Annotated in this window: 19 protein-coding genes; 15 read left to right on the forward strand and 4 right to left on the reverse strand. The window is 70.9% G+C overall.

Going from position 1 to position 17760, the window contains the following annotated elements; all coding sequences use genetic code 11:
• Positions 1-36 precede the first annotated feature (36 nt).
• Positions 37-705, forward strand: coding sequence for a bifunctional 4-hydroxy-2-oxoglutarate aldolase/2-dehydro-3-deoxy-phosphogluconate aldolase (locus ACIQU6_RS34400; protein WP_403485669.1), 669 nt, complete (start codon positions 37-39; stop codon positions 703-705).
• Positions 706-858: 153 nt separating this feature from the next.
• Positions 859-1704 (forward strand): transporter substrate-binding domain-containing protein, encoded by an 846-nt coding sequence (locus tag ACIQU6_RS34405; RefSeq protein WP_403485670.1) that lies wholly within the window; start codon positions 859-861, stop codon positions 1702-1704.
• 91 nt (positions 1705-1795) lie between these two features.
• Here ACIQU6_RS34405 and ACIQU6_RS34410 read toward each other — a convergent pair whose 3' ends face one another.
• Positions 1796-2176, reverse strand: coding sequence for a VOC family protein (locus ACIQU6_RS34410; protein ID WP_403485671.1), 381 nt, complete (start codon positions 2174-2176; stop codon positions 1796-1798).
• A gap of 59 nt (positions 2177-2235) precedes the next feature.
• A complete protein-coding gene (locus ACIQU6_RS34415) occupies positions 2236-3129 on the reverse strand; it encodes a LysR family transcriptional regulator (RefSeq protein ID WP_403485672.1) in 894 nt (297 codons plus the stop codon).
• A gap of 61 nt (positions 3130-3190) precedes the next feature.
• Between ACIQU6_RS34415 and ACIQU6_RS34420 the strand changes: the two genes are divergently transcribed.
• From ACIQU6_RS34420 to ACIQU6_RS34465, 10 genes are all read left to right on the forward strand, one after another.
• Positions 3191-4558, forward strand: coding sequence for an MFS transporter (locus tag ACIQU6_RS34420; protein ID WP_403485673.1), 1368 nt, complete (start codon positions 3191-3193; stop codon positions 4556-4558).
• 70 nt (positions 4559-4628) lie between these two features.
• The gene (locus ACIQU6_RS34425) at positions 4629-5342 is read left to right on the forward strand and encodes an SDR family oxidoreductase (RefSeq protein ID WP_403485674.1); all 714 of its coding nucleotides are present in this window, start codon (positions 4629-4631) and stop codon (positions 5340-5342) included.
• A gap of 181 nt (positions 5343-5523) precedes the next feature.
• Positions 5524-6243 (forward strand): GntR family transcriptional regulator, encoded by a 720-nt coding sequence (locus tag ACIQU6_RS34430; protein ID WP_403485686.1) that lies wholly within the window; start codon positions 5524-5526, stop codon positions 6241-6243.
• A gap of 246 nt (positions 6244-6489) precedes the next feature.
• The gene (locus ACIQU6_RS34435) at positions 6490-7470 is read left to right on the forward strand and encodes a sugar ABC transporter substrate-binding protein (protein ID WP_403485675.1); all 981 of its coding nucleotides are present in this window, start codon (positions 6490-6492) and stop codon (positions 7468-7470) included.
• On the forward strand, positions 7467-8534 hold the full coding sequence (locus ACIQU6_RS34440) for an ABC transporter permease (protein ID WP_403485676.1): 1068 nt from the start codon (positions 7467-7469) through the stop codon (positions 8532-8534). The genes ACIQU6_RS34435 and ACIQU6_RS34440 overlap by 4 nt, the downstream gene beginning before the upstream one ends.
• Positions 8531-9340, forward strand: a complete 810-nt coding sequence (locus ACIQU6_RS34445; protein ID WP_403485677.1) for an ATP-binding cassette domain-containing protein — start codon at positions 8531-8533, stop codon at positions 9338-9340. The genes ACIQU6_RS34440 and ACIQU6_RS34445 overlap by 4 nt, the downstream gene beginning before the upstream one ends.
• A gap of 238 nt (positions 9341-9578) precedes the next feature.
• Positions 9579-10700 (forward strand): ROK family glucokinase, encoded by a 1122-nt coding sequence (locus ACIQU6_RS34450; protein WP_274912566.1) that lies wholly within the window; start codon positions 9579-9581, stop codon positions 10698-10700.
• On the forward strand, positions 10697-11269 hold the full coding sequence (locus ACIQU6_RS34455; protein ID WP_403485678.1) for a hypothetical protein: 573 nt from the start codon (positions 10697-10699) through the stop codon (positions 11267-11269). Before ACIQU6_RS34450 ends, ACIQU6_RS34455 begins: the two co-directional genes overlap by 4 nt.
• 689 nt (positions 11270-11958) lie before the next feature.
• On the forward strand, positions 11959-12162 hold the full coding sequence (locus ACIQU6_RS34460; protein WP_018536328.1) for a cold-shock protein: 204 nt from the start codon (positions 11959-11961) through the stop codon (positions 12160-12162).
• A 249-nt stretch (positions 12163-12411) separates the two neighbouring features.
• Positions 12412-13950 carry a DEAD/DEAH box helicase gene (locus ACIQU6_RS34465; protein ID WP_403485679.1) on the forward strand — a complete coding sequence of 513 codons (1539 nt, stop codon included), beginning with the start codon at positions 12412-12414 and terminating at the stop codon, positions 13948-13950.
• A gap of 126 nt (positions 13951-14076) precedes the next feature.
• On the opposite strand, the gene ACIQU6_RS34470 is transcribed toward ACIQU6_RS34465, so the two are convergent.
• Positions 14077-14478: a hypothetical protein gene (locus ACIQU6_RS34470; protein WP_403485680.1), complete on the reverse strand. Its 402-nt coding sequence runs from the start codon at positions 14476-14478 to the stop codon at positions 14077-14079.
• 694 nt (positions 14479-15172) lie between these two features.
• On the opposite strand from ACIQU6_RS34470, the gene ACIQU6_RS34475 reads away from it, so the two are divergent.
• Together ACIQU6_RS34475 and ACIQU6_RS34480 are read left to right on the forward strand one after the other, a co-directional pair.
• On the forward strand, positions 15173-15748 hold the full coding sequence (locus tag ACIQU6_RS34475) for a transposase (protein WP_403485681.1): 576 nt from the start codon (positions 15173-15175) through the stop codon (positions 15746-15748).
• A gap of 35 nt (positions 15749-15783) precedes the next feature.
• Positions 15784-16032, forward strand: coding sequence for a transposase (locus ACIQU6_RS34480; RefSeq protein WP_403485682.1), 249 nt, complete (start codon positions 15784-15786; stop codon positions 16030-16032).
• A 61-nt stretch (positions 16033-16093) separates the two neighbouring features.
• Here the strand turns inward: ACIQU6_RS34480 and ACIQU6_RS34485 are convergent, their stop codons facing one another.
• Positions 16094-16375, reverse strand: a complete 282-nt coding sequence (locus ACIQU6_RS34485) for a helix-turn-helix domain-containing protein (RefSeq protein ID WP_403485683.1) — start codon at positions 16373-16375, stop codon at positions 16094-16096.
• A 95-nt stretch (positions 16376-16470) separates the two neighbouring features.
• On the opposite strand from ACIQU6_RS34485, the gene ACIQU6_RS34490 reads away from it, so the two are divergent.
• The gene (locus ACIQU6_RS34490) at positions 16471-17358 is read left to right on the forward strand and encodes a DUF5655 domain-containing protein (RefSeq protein WP_403485684.1); all 888 of its coding nucleotides are present in this window, start codon (positions 16471-16473) and stop codon (positions 17356-17358) included.
• Positions 17359-17760 lie beyond the last annotated feature (402 nt).

The following is a 17760-nucleotide window of genomic DNA, read 5'->3' on the forward strand; positions in this document are numbered from 1 at the left end:
AGGGCGTCGGAGAAGAAGGAAGGACGGCGAACTGCCGTGTATCGCTGGGAGATCACCCGGGCCGCACTGGCGCAGCGCGTCTTCGCCATCGTCCGCAGCAAGACGTACGACGAGGCGAGCGCCACCGCCGACACCTTGCTCTCGGCCGGCATCACGAGCCTGGAGATATCCCTGACCACGCCGTTCGCCCTGGAGGCGGTCACCACCCTCTCCCGCGAGTTGGGTGACGACGCGGTCATCGGCGCCGGCACGGTCCTCGACGCCGCGTCGGCCCGGATGGCGGTGGACGCCGGCGCCCGCTTCCTGGTCGCCCCCACCCTGGACGCCTCGGTCATCCACACCGGCCACCGCTACGGCGTCCCGGTCTTCGCCGGCGTCTCGACGCCCACCGAGATCGTGCGCGGCCTGGAGTTGGGCGCCGACGCCCTCAAGCTCTTCCCGGCATCCGGCTATCACCCGTCCTGGGTCAGCGACGTCCGTGCCGCCCTGCCGCAGGCGCCGCTGGTGCCCACCGGTGGGGTGACGCTGGAGACCGCCCCCGAGTGGATAGCGGCCGGCGCGGTCGCCGTCGGCATGGGCGCGGCCCTCTCGGAGGGCGACCGGGAGACGGTCGGCAAGCGCGCCGCGGACCTCCTGGCCCGGCTCGCCGACGCGGTGCCGGAACAGCCCGGCGAGGACGGCGCGTTGGACCCGTACGGGGCCTGACGGGAGCCGGGGGGGACCGGCACGTCCTGACGGGGGAGACGGGCGGGCAGCGGTCGGCAGGCGGTCGTCCCACGGGCCGGGCGGGGGCTTCACCCGGCCGTCGCGCTCTGCCACCCTGAGCGCTCCGGCCACCCGATCAGGAGTCAGCCCACGATGAAGCGCGCCGCGATCCTCCCTGCCCTCGCCTGCCTGCTCGCCCTCGCCGCCGCGGCCCCGGCGGCCTCCCGCGCCCCCGCCCCGACCGCGGGCACCGCCACCGAGGTCGGGGCCCAGCGCGACCGGCAGCGGCCGGCCACGCTCCTGGACGCCGTCCCGCGCCGTGGGGTGCTGAGGGTCTGCACCACCGGCGACTACCGCCCCTTCAGCTACCGCGACCCGGCGACGGGCCGGTACGACGGCGTGGACATCGACATGGCCCAGGACCTCGCCAAGAGCCTGGACGCCACGGCCCGTTACGTTCCCACGACCTGGGGCGGGTTAGTCGGCGACCTGACGTCCGGGCGCTGCGACATCGGCATGGGCGGCGTCTCGATCACCCTGGCCCGCGCCCGGTCCGTCTACTTCAGCGAGCCGACCCGCACCGACGGCAAGACCCCCATCGTCCGCTGCGCCGACCAGGACACGTACCGGACGCTGGACCAGATCGACCGCCCCGGCACCCGCGTGGTGGTCAACCCCGGCGGCACCAACGAGCAGTTCGCTCGCGCCCACCTCAGGCGCGCCACCCTCACCGTCCACCCGGACAACACCACGATCTTCGACGAGATCATCGCCGGCCGCGCCGACGTGATGATGACCGACGCCAGCGAGACCCGCTACCAGGCCAAGATCCACCCCCAACTGTGCGCGGTCCACCCGGACAAGCCGTTCACCTTCTCCGAGAAGGGCTACGCGCTGCCTCGCGGCGACGACCAGTTCAAGGCGTATGTGGACCAGTGGGTGCACCTCGCCACGCACGACGGGACGTACCGGAAGTACGAGGACGCCTGGATGAAGTAGCCGGGCGACGTGGCTGGATGAAGCGGGAGGCGCGGGCCGGTGGTTGGGGGATCGACAGTGAGGGCGCGGCGACCGGAGAGTCTGGTTCCGTTCAGTCGGTCGGCGGTCGGCGGTGGCCCAGGACGTTGACCACCCGCCCGTCCGGGGCCTCGACGAAGAAGCGGCGCACGCCCCACTCCTCGTCCCGCAACGGGTGCACGATCCGCGCGCCGGACGCCCGCACCGCCTCGTACGCCGCGTCCACGTCCGCGACCTCGACGCTCAGGTCGGGGACGACCGGCGCGGTCGCGTCGTGCGTCAGGAAGGACAACTGCGCGGCGGGCTCGGTGGGGGAGGCCAGCGTCATCACCCAGCCGTGGTTCATCACCTCCTCCAGGCCGAGCAGGCCGTAGAAGGCCCGGTGGCCGGCCATGGCCTCGGGGGCGTCGCCCTCGGCGAGGCGGAGGTTGGGGACGATGCGGCGTACGGACACGGGGCGGCTCCTTCGTGGCAGGGGCAGCGGGCCGACGGGGCCGGCGGGTTGACGGGATGCTACGCCGGCGGCCCGGCCCGCCGGACCGCTTCGACGGCTTCGCGCAGCGCGGTCCGGTGGTCGTCCGCCCGCCAGGCCAGCGCCAGTTGGCTGGGGGACAGGCCGACCACGGGGCGGGCGACCACGCCGGGGCGCCGGTAGATCGCGGCGTTCCCGGCGGCCAGGAGGACCACGCCCAACCCCTCCTCCACCGCCTCGAACGTCTCGTCCGCGCCGGCCACCACGGCCCCGATCCGCACCGGCCGGCCGCCCCGCTCGTCCGTCGCGAGCCAGTGGTCGCGCAGCGCACCCGCGCTCTCCGGGAGCGCGAGGAACGGCTCGTCGAGCAGCTCGGCGAACGGGACCTCGGCGGCGTCCGCGAGCCGGTGCCCGGCCGGCAGCGCCACCCACCGCGGCTCGGTGGCCACCACCTCGACGGTGAACGCCTCCTGGCCCGGGAACGGCAGCCACAGCAGCGCCAGATCGGCGGTGCCGCCGGCGAGCCCGGCGGTGCCGTCGTCCCAGGAGACCTGCCGCACCTGTATGCGCCAGTTGGGGCGGCGCTCGGCGAACTGCGCCCGGATGGCGGGGAGGAGGCCGCGGCCCACACTGGTCGAGACGCCCAGGGTCAGCACCGCGGCCGCGGCGGCCGCCGCGTCGCTCACCGCGCGTTGCGTCTCGTCCCAGAGGCCGAGCAGCTCCCGCGCCCGGGGCAGCAGCGCGGCGCCGGCCTCGGTGAGCGTCACCGTGCGCCGGTCGCGGTGGAAGAGCCGGACCCGCAGGCCCGTCTCCAGTTGGCGGATCTGCTTGCTGAGCGCCGGCTGGGAGATGAACAGCCGCTCGGCGGCCCGGGTGAAGTTCAACTCCTCGGCGGTGGCGAGGAAGTAGCGCAGATCGCGAAGGTGGGCGTCCATAACCCTTGGCTATCAGAAAAGACCTTGGACGGGGGGCGGAATCCGGCCGCAGGATCACTGCATGGACTCCTCCCCCAAGCCGCAACTCGCCGCAAAACAGCACTCGTTGGGACTTGCCCCGGCCCCGGCACCTGCCCCGGCCGCCGGTGCCACCCCGGGCGCCACCGGTTCGGTGCCCCGCAGCCGCTGGGGCCGCCTGGTCGCCACCGTCGTGGTGACCATCGCGGCCATCACCCCCGGCCTGATGGCGCCCGCCCTCGCGGCGCCCGTCCAGCGCACGCTGCACCTCTCCGGCACCGCCTTCGGCGCGGCCGTCACCTGCTTCTTCGCCTTCACCGCGGTGGGCTCCCCGGTGGCCCGCCGGATCGTGCCGCGGATGCCGGTCCGGGCCGTGCTCGGCGGTGTCGCCCTGCTCGCGGCCGCGGTGCTCGCCGGCCTGGCGCTGGTCGGGCAACTGTGGCAACTGTGCCTGCTGTTGGCGCTCGCCGGGCTCGGCAACGCCTTCACTCAGCCGGCCGCGGCCCGGGTGATCGCCACCGACATCGCGCCCGGTCGACACTCCTTCGCCGGCGGCCTGTTCGGCGCCTCGCTCGGCGCCGGGCCGTTCCTGCCCGGGCTGTTGGTGACGCTGGTCGCGGCGCCGCACGGCTGGCGGCCCGCGCTGTGGACGGCGGCCGGGCTGGCCCTGCTGACGCTGATCGCCGCGGCGCTGGCCCGGCCGGCGGGAGTCGGGGCGGTCGGGGCGGAGCGGCCGGCCGGCGGGCCGACCGGGCGGGTCGCCGCGGGACCGTCGCCGCGCACCGTCGGCCGGGTGGTGGTCGCCTGGAGTCTGGCCGCGGCGCTGGCGACCATCGGCAGCAACGTCGGCTCGGCCTACTTCATCCAGATCGGCACCGCCTCGGGATTCGCCCCGGCCACCGCCGGCACGCTCCAGATGGTGGCCAGCCTGCTCGGCGTCGCGGTGCGCCTCGGCTCGGGCGGCCTGGCGGACCGGGCGCCGCACCGGATCCCCTGGACCGTCACCGTGATGATGCTCACCGGCACCGCCGGGCTCGCCACCATCGTCGCGGGCACCCCGGTGGCGTTCCTGATCGGCGCGCTGCTCGCGGTGGCCGGCGGCTGGGGCTGGACCGGGCTGCTGCTCGCCGCCACCATGCGGCTGCTGCCGGGGGAGAGCGCCCGGGCGGGGGCGGCGATGCAGGGTGGGCTGTTCGCCGGCGGCGCCGTCGGGCCGCTGTCGTTCGGCGTGCTCTCCGGCCACTTCGGCATCCCGACGACGGTCGGCATCGCCGCGGTCGGCCCGCTGCTGGGCGCGCTGCTGCTGTTCGTCGGAATCCGGGCGCTGGCCAAGGACGCGGCGGGCCGGCCCGCCGCGGACGCGCCGGAACCCGCGGCGGCCATACGGGCGGACGACGCCCGCGAGCGGTGACCGCCCGCCCGCGACCGGCCAGGTATTCCGCACCGCCCCGCCCCGTCCGCGACCCACCCCGGAGCGACCCATGCCGTCCACCGCCCCCGTCTCCCTCGTCACCGGCGCCACCCGCGGCATCGGCCGCGAGGTGAGCCGCCAACTCGCCGAGCGCGGCCACACCGTGCTGCTCACCGGCCGCGACCCGGGCGCCGCCCGGCGGACGGTCGAGGAACTGCGCGCCGCGGCCCGCCCCGACGCCGACCTCCGCCCGCTGCCCCTGGACGTCACCGACGACCGCAGCGTGGCACGCGCCGCCGCCGAGGTCGCCGACGCCTTCGGCCGGCTGGACGTACTGGTCAACAACGCCGGGAGCGGCTACGACACCTGGCAGCGGGCCGTCACCGCCGATCTGGCGGTGGTGCGCGAGGTGGCCGAGACCAACCTCTACGGGCCGTGGCGGATGGCCATCGCGTTCGCGCCGCTGCTGCGCGCCTCGGCCCACCCCCGGCTGGTCAACGTCTCCAGCGAGGCCGCCTCGCTGACGAACATGGGCGGCGGCACCCCCGCGTACTCCGCCTCCAAGGCCGCGCTCAACGCGCTGACCAGGATGCTCGCCGCGGAACTGCGGGCGGACGGCGTGCTGGTCAACGCGGTCTGCCCGGGCTGGGTGGCCACCGACATGGGCGGCGCCGGCGGCCGGCCGGTCGCGGAGGGCGCGGCCAGTGTCCTGTACGCGGCGACGCTGCCCGACGACGGGCCGACCGGCGGCTTCTTCCGCGACAGCCGGCCGCTGCCCTGGTAGCCCGGCCCGCCCGACGTGCACCTCCGGGCCGCGGCTTCCGCACCTTCCGGCCCCTCTGACCGTCCTTGTCCGGACAATGTGACCTCCGGACTTCCCGTCATCTGTGCGGCCGGATACGCTCGCGAGCGTGGGGAAACGCGATACAGAAGCCGCGGGCGGCGAGAGCCCCGTCCAGTTCAGCGTGGACCGGAACAGTCCGGTCCCGTTGTACTTCCAGTTGTCGCAGCAACTGGAGGCGGCGATCGAGAACGGCCGGCTGGCCCCCGGCAGCCTGCTCGGCAACGAGATCGAGCTGGCCGGCCGGCTCGGCCTGTCCCGGCCCACCGTGCGCCAGGCGATCCAGTCGCTGGTCGACAAGGGCCTGCTGGTCCGCCGCCGCGGCATCGGCACCCAGGTCGTGCACAGCCAGGTCAAGCGCCCGCTGGAGCTCAGCAGCCTCTACGACGACCTGGAGGCGGCCGGGCAGAAGCCGGCCACCCGCGTCCTGCTGAACACCACCACCGAGGCGGACGCCGAGGTCGCCGCCGCCCTGGGGATCGCCGAGGGCACGGAGGTCGCTCTGGTCGAGCGGCTGCGGCTGACCCACGGCGAGCCCGTGGCCCATCTGCGCAACCACCTTCCCCTCGGCCTGCTGGGGCTGGCGACCGCCGACCTGGAGGAGACCGGCCTGTACCGCCTGATGCGGGCCGCCGGCATCACCCTGCACAGCGCCCGGCAGGCCGTCGGCGCCCGCGCGGCGACCGCCGACGAGGCCGCCCGGCTCGACGAGCCCGAGGGCGCGCCCCTGCTCACGATGGAGCGCACCACCTTCGACGACACCGGACGCCCGGTGGAGTTCGGCTCGCACGTCTACCGCGCGTCCCGTTACGCCTTCGAGTTCCAGCTGCTGGTCCGGCCGTGAGGCGCGAGGCCGTACGGTAAAGGTCGGCCCGGGACACCCCGCGGCCCGTCGCCGGAGTGCGTACCATCCGGCACCGGCCCCCTACGGCCGGGCCCCGTGAATCGGTACAGAACGCCGGTAACGGATACTTGGTCGGTTGCCCGGCCCGGTCGCCCGGCGTCGCGGCGACACCAGACAGACCCGGGACAGCGACAAGAGCGGGAGAGGCGTTTCCTCGTGGCAAGGGTTGGAAGAAGAGGACGCGTCGTGGGCGCCGTGCTGGCAGCGGTGCTCGGCGTCTCCCTCGCGGGGTGCAGCAGCACCGGCGGCAAGCGCGCCGAGGAACGCGCGGCGCAGGCCGCCGGGGGCAAGGCCGCCGTGCACACCCCCCGGTGGACGTTCGCGATGGTCACCCACTCGGGAGACGGCGACACCTTCTGGGACATCGTGCAGAACGGCGCCCAGCAGGCCGCGGTCAAGGACAACATCAACTTCGTCTACGCGCACGACAAGGAGGCCCAGCGGCAGAGCCAGCTCGTGCAGTCCTACATCGACCAGAAGGTCGACGGGCTGATCGTCTCGCTGGCCAAGCCGGACGCCATGAAGGACGTGGTGCGCAAGGCCGAGAAGGCCGGCATCCCGGTCATCACGGTGAACTCCGGCGCCGCCGAGTCCAAGGCGTTCGGCGCGCTGACCCACATCGGCCAGGACGAGACGGTGGCCGGCGAGGCGGTCGGCGAGGAGCTGACCAAGCGCGGGAAGAAGAAGGCCCTGTGCGTCCTGCACGAGCAGGGCAACGTCGGTCACGAGCAGCGCTGCGACGGCGCGGCGAAGACCTTCAAGGGCGAGATGCAGAAGCTGTACGTGGACGGCACCAACATGCCCGACGTGCAGGCGTCCATCGAGTCCAAGCTCCAGGCCGACCCGGCCATCGACGCCGTGGTCACCCTCGGCGCGCCGTTCGCCCCCACCGCCGTCCAGGCCAAGGAGCAGGCCGGCAGCAAGGTCGAGATCGACACCTTCGACCTCAACGCCCAGGTGGCGAACGGCCTGAAGGACGGTTCCCTGGGCTTCGCCGTCGACCAGCAGCCCTACCTCCAGGGCTACCAGGCGGTCGACCTGCTGTGGCTCTACAAGTACAACTCCGACATCCTCGGCGGCGGCAAGCCGGTGCTCACCGGACCCCAGGTGATCACCAAGAAGGACGCCGCCGCGCTGCAGGAGTACACGAAGCGGGGGACCCGATGAGCGCCGCCGACGCACCCGCCAGGCAGCCCGCCCCGACCGGGGGTCCCGGCGACGAGCGGCTGGTGCACCGCTCCCTGGCCCGCCGGCTGATGAGCCGCCCCGAGCTGGGCTCGGTGGTCGGCGCGATCGCCGTCTTCCTCTTCTTCTCGTTGATCGCCGAGCCGTTCCTGCGGCCCGCCAGCCTCTCCACGGTGCTGTACGCGTCGTCGACGATCGGCATCATGGCCGTCCCGGTGGCGCTGCTGATGATCGGCGGGGAGTTCGACCTGTCGGCCGGCGTGATGGTGGTCAGCTCGGCGCTGGTCTCGTCGATGTTCAGCTACCAGATGACCGCCAACACCTGGGTCGGCGTCGGGGTTTCGCTGCTGGTGACCCTCGCCATCGGGGTCTTCAACGGGGTGCTGCTGACCCGGACGAAGCTGCCCAGCTTCGTCATCACGCTGGGCACCTTCTTCATGCTCACCGGCCTCAACCTCGGCTTCACCAAGCTGATCAGCGGCACCGTGTCGACCAAGTCCATCGCCGACATGGAGGGCTTCGACTCCGCCCGCGCGCTCTTCGCCTCGCACCTGACCATCGGCGGTGTGGACATCCAGATCACCATCGTGTGGTGGCTGGCGCTGGTCGCGGTCGCCACCTGGGTCCTGCTGCGGACCCGGGCCGGCAACTGGATCTTCGCGGTGGGCGGCAACGCGGACGCGGCCCGCGCGGTCGGCGTCCCGGTCACCCGCACCAAGATCGGCCTCTACATGGGCGTCGCGTTCTGCGCCTGGATCTCGGGCCAGCACCTGCTGTTCTCGTTCGACGCGATCCAGTCCGGCGACGGCGTCGGCAACGAGTTCCTCTACATCATCGCGGCGGCGGTCGGCGGCTGTCTGATGACCGGCGGCTTCGGCTCAGCGATCGGCGCCGCGGTCGGCGCGCTGATCTTCGGCATGGCCAGCAAGGGCATCGTCTACGCGCAGTGGAACCCGGACTGGTACAAGTTCTTCCTCGGCGTGATGCTGCTGCTCGCCACGCTCCTGAACGCCTGGGTCCGCAAGCGCGCGGAGGACAAGTCATGACGGCCCTCGTCGAACTCGATGACGTCAGCAAGTTCTACGGCAACGTCAAGGCGTTGACCGGGGTGTCACTGGAGGTGCACGCGGGCGAGATCACCTGCGTGCTCGGCGACAACGGCGCCGGCAAGTCCACCCTCATCAAGATCATCGCGGGGCTGCACCAGCACGACGCCGGCGCCTTCCGGATAGAGGGCGAGGAGGCCCGGCTCGGCTCCCCGCGCGAGGCCCTGGACCGTGGCATCGCCACCGTCTACCAGGATCTGGCGGTGGTGCCGCTGATGCCGGTGTGGCGGAACTTCTTCCTGGGCTCCGAGCCGACCACCGGCGTCGGCCCGTTCCGCCGGCTCGACGTCCGCACCATGCGCGAGACCACCCGCGCCGAGCTGCTGCGGATGGGCATCGACCTGCGCGACGTCGACCAGCCCATCGGCACCCTCTCCGGCGGTGAGCGGCAGTGCGTCGCGATCGCCCGCGCCGTCTACTTCGGCGCCAAGGTCCTCGTCCTGGACGAGCCGACCGCGGCGCTCGGCGTCAAGCAGTCCGGCGTGGTGCTCAAGTACGTCGCGGCCGCCCGGGACGCCGGGCTCGGCGTGGTGTTGATCACCCACAACCCGCACCACGCCTACCTGGTCGGCGACCGCTTCGTGCTGCTCAAGCGCGGCACCATGGCCGGCAGCCACCTCAAGTCGGAGATCGCGCTGGAGGAGCTGACCCGGCAGATGGCCGGCGGCAGCGAGCTGGAGCAGCTCAGCCACGAGCTGTCCCGCTCCGCCCCCGCGGAGTTCCCCGGGGGTCACCGGCCCGAGTGAACCCGTGCGCGCCCCGCGCCGGCTCCTGGCCGATGCGGGGCGCACGGCCCGGCACCGCGGTGCGCCGGACGGCGCGGGTGATGCACAATCGCACCGGACCATCCAAGGAGGCCCCCGCCTCCCCGAGACCCGCAGGGACGAGACGACTCTTGCCCGCACGCAGCCGTCGAGACCGAAACGGCAGCCACCACGGCTGTCCCGGCAGCCGTACCCGCGACGAGGTCCGAGGGGTGATCCGATGAGCATGTACCGGGACCGGGCACACCGCGGCACCGCCCGCGCCACCGTCCTGCGCACCGTCGGCGCCCGCGAGCGCCGCTCGCACCTGACCGCCCCCCGGGTGCCCACCGTCGGCATCGACATCGGCGGCACCAAGGTCATGGCCGGGGTGGTCGACGCCGACGGCAACATCCTGGAGAAGGTCCGTGCCGAGACACCGGACAAGTCCAAGAGCCCCAAGGTCGTCGAGGACACCATCACCGAGCTGGTGCTGGACCTCTCCGACCGGCACGACGTGCACGCCGTGGGCATCGGTGCCGCCGGCTGGGTGGACGCCGACCGCTCCCGGGTGCTCTTCGCCCCGCACCTGAACTGGCGCAACGAGCCGCTGCGGGACCGCCTCGCCGAGCGCCTCGCGGTCCCGGTCATGGTCGACAACGACGCCAACACCGCCGCCTGGGCGGAGTGGCGGTTCGGTGCCGGTCGAGGCGAGGACCACCTCGTCATGATCACGCTCGGCACCGGCATCGGCGGCGCCATCCTGGAGGACGGCGCGATAAAGCGCGGCAAGTACGGGGTGGCCGGCGAGTTCGGCCACATGCAGGTGGTCCCCGGCGGCCACCGCTGCCCGTGCGGCAACCGCGGCTGCTGGGAGCAGTACAGCTCCGGCAACGCCCTGGTCCGCGAGGCGCGGGAGCTGGCTGCCGCCGACTCCCCGGTCGCGTACAACATCATCGAGCGGGTCGGCGGACGGATCGGCGACATCACCGGCCCGTTGATCACCGAGCTGGCCCGCGAGGGCGACGCGATGTGCGTCGAGCTCCTCCAGGACATCGGCCAGTGGCTCGGCGTCGGCATCGCCAACCTCGCCGCCGCCCTCGACCCCTCCTGCTTCGTCATCGGCGGTGGCGTCAGCGCCGCCGACGACCTGCTGATCGGCCCCGCCCGGGACGCCTTCAAGCGCCACCTCACCGGCCGCGGCTACCGCCCCGAGGCCACCATCGCCAAGGCCCAACTGGGCCCCGAGGCCGGGATGGTGGGCGCCGCCGACCTCGCCCGCCTGGTGGCCCGCCGCTTCCGGCGCGCCAACCGCCGCCGCGCGGAGCGCTACGAACGCTACGAACGGTCGGGCCGCCGATGACCGACCCGGACCAGCAGCCCCGGCACGACGAGCACGCCGCGGGCCCCGCGCCCCGCGCCCGGACCCGCCGCCCCTTCCTGATGGCGCTGGTGATCTTCCTGCTGATCACCATCCCGGCCGGCTACTTCGTCATCTCCGCCCAGCAGAGCCGGGACGGCGGCGAGGACAAGGAGTCCGAGGCCGCCGCCACCGGGCTGACCAACGCCTTCCCCTCCCGGTTGCAGCAGCGGATCTACGACGTCCCGGTGCCGCTCGGCTCCACGCCCGTCTACTACTACGAGACCAACTCCTGGAAGACCAGCTCCCTGTTCGTGCAGTTCCGCACCAACGACTACGGGCTGACGGCGTACCTCAAGGCGGTCGGCTCCCACACCGCCGCCCTGAAGAAGGGCGCGATCACCATCGCGCCCGCACAGGCCGCCAAGGTCGGCTGGGACTTCCACGTCGACTGGCCGTGGCAGGGAACCACGGTCAACCGGCCGGCGCCGCAGCCCGCGCAGCGGATCATGGTGAGCTTCGACGAGCCCGGGCACCCGGTCGTTTACACCGTTTCGACCGTCCATTTCTGATCTGCGCTTCGTTTTTGACGAACGCTTCCTGACCCGGGTGTCAGGATCGTGTCATCGAATGGGTAGCTTGGGTCGCGTGAGCGAGAAGACCCTTCAGCACCGGATCGACGGCCCCGAAGGCGCCCCCGTCCTCGTCCTGGGGGCCCGCCCTCGGGACGACCTGGCACAGGTTGTCGTAAGCGTCTTATGACGTCCACGTGGTCTAGGCCGTGGCTGTTTGTGCAGGTGGGGGCCTTGTGGTCCAGCTGCATCGACGGGGTTGGTGAGATGCGCGTGATAGCAAGTGAGTGGTGAGGAACCCCCGTCGGCTGGCTCCGGCGGGGGTTCCCGTGTTCGAGGGCGGGCCTGGTGAGTGGTGTCCGACGCGGGTTCGTGTGTCCCGGAGTCGCAGGCGGTGCGTAGCGAACGCCAACGCAACGACCAGGAGCCTCGTCTCTTCGCGCCACCCCGCTGACCAGCACCCGCGATCCCGGATGAAAGAGACTCACTGAAATGCTGACGCATGGACGCTCATGCCGTGCTACTGTTGATCCCAGTTGCAGTTGTGGTTCCCATAGCGCCTTTGATGGCTTTATGCCGTCGGGCGCTTTTATATTTCCGGTGCTGTTTTCCGGACGGGGTAATCATCGCGGCGACGCCGGGGTTCGCGCAGTGCGGGCCCCCAGGCACTGCCCCGAAGGAGATTTAACATGGCTACCGGTACCGTGAAGTGGTTCAACGCGGAAAAGGGTTTCGGCTTCATCGAGCAGGAGGGTGGCGGCCCTGACGTCTTCGCCCACTACTCGAACATTGCCACCCAGGGCTTCCGCGAGCTTCAGGAAGGCCAGAAGGTGAACTTCGACGTCACGCAGGGCCAGAAGGGCCCGCAGGCGGAGAACATTGTTCCTGCCTGACGCTGACGCATAACAGGTAGCTGGGGCCCGCACTGATGCGGGCCTCAGCTCGTTGCTGTTTCCAAAGCTTTTTATATCCGACGCGCCATGGCGGTGTGTGACGGCTCGCCTGACTTCAGGCAGTGTACTGCCGTCCCGTATGGTGCGGCCGGCTTCGTTCCAGGTTTTTATCCGGCTCGTTCTTGCGATTCATTCGGCCTATTTCTGCTGAGAACTCCTCGATACGTGCCATATCGAGGAAGGTTCTCCATGAACCGCTCAGCTCGCACGAATGACCGCTACCCCAACCCTCGTAAGGGCGGCTCCGCCGGTTCCGACCGGGGTGCCCGAGTCCGCCCGCAAGGTCAGGGACGCCCCGGCAGCCGTTCCGGCGGACACGGGCGCCACGGCTCCACGCCGCAGGGGGAGTTCGCACTGCCCGTCACCATCACCCCGGCCCTGACCACGGCTGCCAGCTTCGACGAACTCGACATGCCCGCCGAACTGCTGAGGACGCTCACCGGCCTTCGCGTGAGCGAGCCGTTCCCGATCCAGGCGGCCACGCTGCCGAACTCCCTTGCAGGCCGGGACGTCCTGGGCCGCGGACGCACCGGATCGGGCAAGACGCTCGCCTTCGGCCTGGCGCTGCTGGCGCGCACCGCCGGACGGCGAGCCGAGCCCCGACAGCCACTGGCCCTGATCCTTGTCCCGACCCGCGAGCTGGCCCAGCAGGTCACGGACGCGCTCACGCCGTACGCCCGGTCCCTGAAGCTGCGGCTGGCCACGGTGGTCGGCGGTATGTCGATCGGCCGGCAGGCCGGTGCACTGCGCGCCGGCGCCGAGGTGGTCATCGCGACCCCGGGCCGCCTCAAGGACCTGATCGAGCGCAAGGACTGCCGCCTGGACCGGGTGACCATCACCGTCCTGGACGAGGCTGACCAGATGGCCGACATGGGATTCATGCCCCAGGTGACCGAACTGCTCGACCAGGTACACGCGGACGGCCAGCGGATGCTGTTCTCGGCCACCCTGGACCGCAACGTCGACCTCCTCGTCCGCCGCTATCTCCACGACCCCGTGGTCCACTCGGTCGACCCGTCGGCGGGCGCGGTCGCCACGATGGAACACCACGTGCTGCACATACACGGCGCAGACAAGTACGCCACCACGACCGAGATCGCGGCCCGGGACGGCCGGGTGATCATGTTCCTGGACACCAAGCACGCCGTCGACAAGCTCACCACGCACCTGCTGAACAGCGGTGTACGTGCCGCAGCGCTGCACGGCGGCAAGTCCCAGCCCCAGCGCACCCGCACCCTGGCCCGGTTCAAGACCGGCGAGGTCACAGCGCTGGTGGCCACCAACGTCGCGGCCCGCGGCATCCACGTCGACAACCTCGATCTGGTGGTCAACGTCGACCCGCCCAGCGACCACAAGGACTACCTGCACCGCGGCGGCCGCACCGCTCGTGCCGGCGAGTCCGGCCGCGTCGTCACCCTGGTCCTGCCCAACCAGCGCCGCGACATGGCGCGCCTCATGGCGGACGCGGGCATCACCCCGCAGACCACCCAGGTCCGCTCCGGCGAGGCTGAACTGAGCCGCATCACCGGCGCCCAGGCCCCCTCCGGCGTCCCTGTCAGTGGAGGCACGCCGGCCGCGCAGCGCCCCCAGCGCGGCGGCGCCCCGTTCCGTGGCCGGGGCACCACCCCGGGCCGGCCCGGCCGCTCAGGGGGTGAGTCCCGTCGCGCCGCCGAGGCCCGCCAGCTGGCCGAGGCCCGTAAGGCCGCACGGGTCCGTCGTTCCTCATGACGTCGCGCCCCGCGGGGGTTCTCAGGTTCTGCCGCAGCCATTCCGGGGGAAATGGTCTCCGAGGGGAATCCGGAATTTCCTCGTTGATCTATTGAAGGGCTCAGTGGCGTCGGCCGGGGACGGCCTTCAGCCGGGACAGTCGGTACGTCCCTGCCGCCCGCCCTTCATCCAGTCAGCGGCGCCGCACAAGGTGCGGACGGGGAGCCCGCCGATGGCCCGCATCCGGGCGACGTGCTCGTCGAGGGCCTCGAAGTCGTACCGTCCGGGCTTCGGTTCGGGGTTCTCTGCGCTCCAGCCCATGATGTGCTGGTTCTGCGGCAGGGGCCGCGCGGAGAGCAGGTCGGCAGCCCCCCGCGTTGCCTCCGGCGCGCCGTGGTCCGTGCTGTACTGGGTATGGGTGAAGCCCCATCTGGGCCGACCTCCCTTGCGGCCCGACGCCATCGTCAGCGGCAGGGCGGCCAGGGCTACCGCACCGCTCGCGCCGAGCAGGGTGGTGAGCCGCCAACACCCTGGGCTCGCACCGGACATCACCGGTTGTTCCGCATCAGGTTGTTGGAAGCGTCTTCTGGCGTCCATGTGGTCTAGGTCGGGTCCGTTTGTGCAGGTGGGGTTCTTGTGGTCCACCTGCGTCGACGGTGTTGGTGGGACGCGTGTGATAGCAAGTGAGAGGTGAGGGACCCTCGTCGGCTGCCGGCGGGGGTTCCTGCGTTCGAGGACTGCCTGGTTCGCGGTGTTCGGTGCGATCTTGCTGTGCTCGGGCTCACCGTTCTCGACGCAGCGGAAGGGGCGAGACGGCGGCTGGGACGACGCAGCGGGGGCGCGTTTTGGCGGCTGGGGCTTGCGATGCGCGCGGGCGCGCTGTTCCGTAGCGATGAAGATCCCGGGGGCGCGTGGACGCTGCTGGGCTTCAACGGGTGCTCCCTCGACGAGAGGCAGCGGTGTACTGGTGAGCGGCAGATGGAAGAGATGACAGCGATGCTGCCGTCGTGCCGTGATCTGGCTCCTGAGATTTCTGACCAAAGTGTCCTGACGATCCTATGTCGTTCGCGGGGCGAGGCAGTGCGCACAGACGCTGGTTCGGGGGAGTGTGTCTGGAGGGCTGCTGTGCGTGAGAATCTGCACCGTTTCACTGACGACCGCTCCTCCGGGCCAGTGGCGACGCTGATGTGCAACTACTGACGGGAGCGGATGAACGATCGAATCAACAAGCTCTGTTCATCCCATGGATCACCCTTCTCCGGATGCAGACGAGGTGATTCTTGGGGTTGACACGCACCGAGATGTTCACGTGGCTGCCGTGATTTCGACGACGGGGAAGACCCTGGCCATTGAGAGCTTCCCGGCCACCGCGACCGGATATTGTCAACTTGCGCAGTGGGCATCCCGGTTAGGTCTCTTTCGGCGTGCCGGGGTAGAGGGATCTGGCAACTATGGGGCGGCGCTGTCCCGGTATCTGCTGTCGCAAGGTATCGACGTCATCGAGGCCCCTGGGCCGGGGCGTTCGGCTCGTCGCCGGCGGAGCAAAACCGACCAGGGTGATGCAGAAGCTGCCGCCCGTGGCGTGCTCAGTGGCCGTGCGTGTTCCCGGGTGAAGTCGGGGAACGGCCCGGTAGAGATCGCGCGTATGTACATCGTGGCCAGGGAATCCGCTGTCAAAGCCTGTACCCAGGCCACCAACCAGCTCAAAGCGGTCCTGGTCACTGCCGATCCAGCGCTGCGGGAAGAGCTGGCCGGCTTGAAGCGCCGAGCTCTCATTCGTGCCTGTGTGTTGCTCGGCGAAGTGAGGTTCCCCTCGTAACGTGGAGTCCGTGATACCAGGGAAAGTTGAGGTCCATGGGGTCCAAGCAACAGAAGTACGACGCCGACTTCCGTGAGGGTGCCGTACACATCCTGATCGAGACGAGGAAGGCGATCCCCGAGGTCGCCGAAGAACTCGGGGTGCACCCGGGGACGCTGCACAGCTGGTCTCGCGGTGGCGCCGCAACGGCTCGGCTTCCTCTGACCGGCCCGCGCCAGCCGCGCAGGGTGGCCGGCTGCGGGAGGCCGAACGCGCCGAGCTGGAGCGGCTGCGGCGGGAGATGAGTGAGAAGAGCAAGAAGCCCCCGCCGGAAGTGCTCCGGCGGGGGCTTCTATGCGAGCTGGGTCACGCCAGCGTGCGGCGCGCGTCGTGGACTTCGCTGTACTCAGGCTCACCGCTTTCTAGTACGCGGAGCAGGGATGCGGTGACGACACGTGTGCTGCGGCCGATGCGCAGCACACGGCAGGGGAACTCCCCGCGCCGGACCAGGTCGTAGCCCTTGGCCCGCGAGAACCCGAAGGCCCTGGAAGCGTCTTCGATGCTGCCGGTTCCGCCCCAGGTGGTGCGGATGTGGGAGGGGCTGTACAGGGAGTCCATGTCCGGCATCACGTCGTTCTGGCTGTGCATCTGTGGATCTTCGTCCCTTTCGAAAAGGTATCGGTAGCGGAAATATCCCTGGGCCCTGCGACGTTCACTTCTGGCATCGTGATCGTGCAGGGGGAGTGGTGGCGCTGAAGCTGTTCAACACGCAATGCGGTGTGACCGAGGTCGTGCCGCGTCTTGCTGAGGTCGAGGCGGATATACAGGGCCTCGTCGAGGCGCACATGGAGACGATGCTGGGTGTCACGTTCCTGGCGGGCGAGTACGTCATCGACTGCGTCGACGGCGGTCGTATCGATTCGCTGGGACTCGACGAGAACGGTGCACCGGTCATCATCGAGTACAAGCGAGGTACCGCCGCCGGGGTAATCAACCAGGGCCTGTATTACATGGCTTGGCTCACGGCCCATAAGGACGCCTTCCGGAACCTGGTCCGTGACCGGCTCGGTGTCACGGCCGCGTCCCAGATCCTGTGGAGCGCACCGCGGCTTATCTGCGTGGCCGGCGACTTCACGCGTTACGACGCGCACGCCGTTCGCGAGCACCGGCGCAGCATCGACCTGGTCCGCTACCGGTACTTCGGCAGCGGCCACTTCGGCCTGGAGACCGTGGCTTCGGTCACCGGGCAGTTGGCCGCTTCCCAGCGGGTTCGCCGGCGCGTGGCCGGGCTGCCGACCGCCCGATGGCAGGGCGGCGCGATGACCGAGCTGGCTGCGGCGGTCGACGAGGCACTGGTCGGCCTCGGAGGAGGCATCACACGGGTGCAGCGCAAGCAGTACACCGCCTACCAGCGGCTGCGGAACTTCGCCTGCGTCTGCCCGCCGCAGCAGACCAAGCTCCTCGTCTACCTCAAAGCGGACCCCAAGGAGGTCGACCTCGTTCCCGGCTTCACGCGGGATGTGACGGGGCTCGGCCACCACGGCACCGGCGACCTGGAGGTGCAACTGCGTACGGAGCGGGATCTGGAGCGCGCGCAAGATCTGTTCCGCCTCAGCTACGCCGCGGCGTGACGGGCCAGGAACAGGTACTGCATGCCGTGTGGCGGTGACGTTATAGATCGTCGCTGTGCTGCCTTTCGACGGGCGGTCAGGAAGTGGCGGTGGAGCTACAAGTATTCGGCGGATCCCCGGTTTCGGTAACCGGGGATCCGCCGCTATATTGCCGCCGCCTTCCCGCGCGGCCCTGAATGGACTGCTACTGCTCTCGGTCCTCTGCTGGGGTTGGCTTCCGGTGTCGACCTCGGCTTTTCCCCAGCGCGGGGCGATCCCATTCGGCGGCTTTCTGTTCGGCCGGCTGCGGTGGGTACAGCACGGTCTTGGAGCCTTTTCCATCTGTAGCTCTGGAGGGTTGGGTGTGGCTATGAGGTTGACGCAGGGGAGAACGCGCGGGGCACCTCCGTGGTTGGGCAGGTC

Origin of the sequence: Streptomyces sp. NPDC090442, from assembly GCF_044769405.1 — a bacterium.
In the GTDB taxonomy this organism is placed as follows: domain Bacteria; phylum Actinomycetota; class Actinomycetes; order Streptomycetales; family Streptomycetaceae; genus Streptomyces.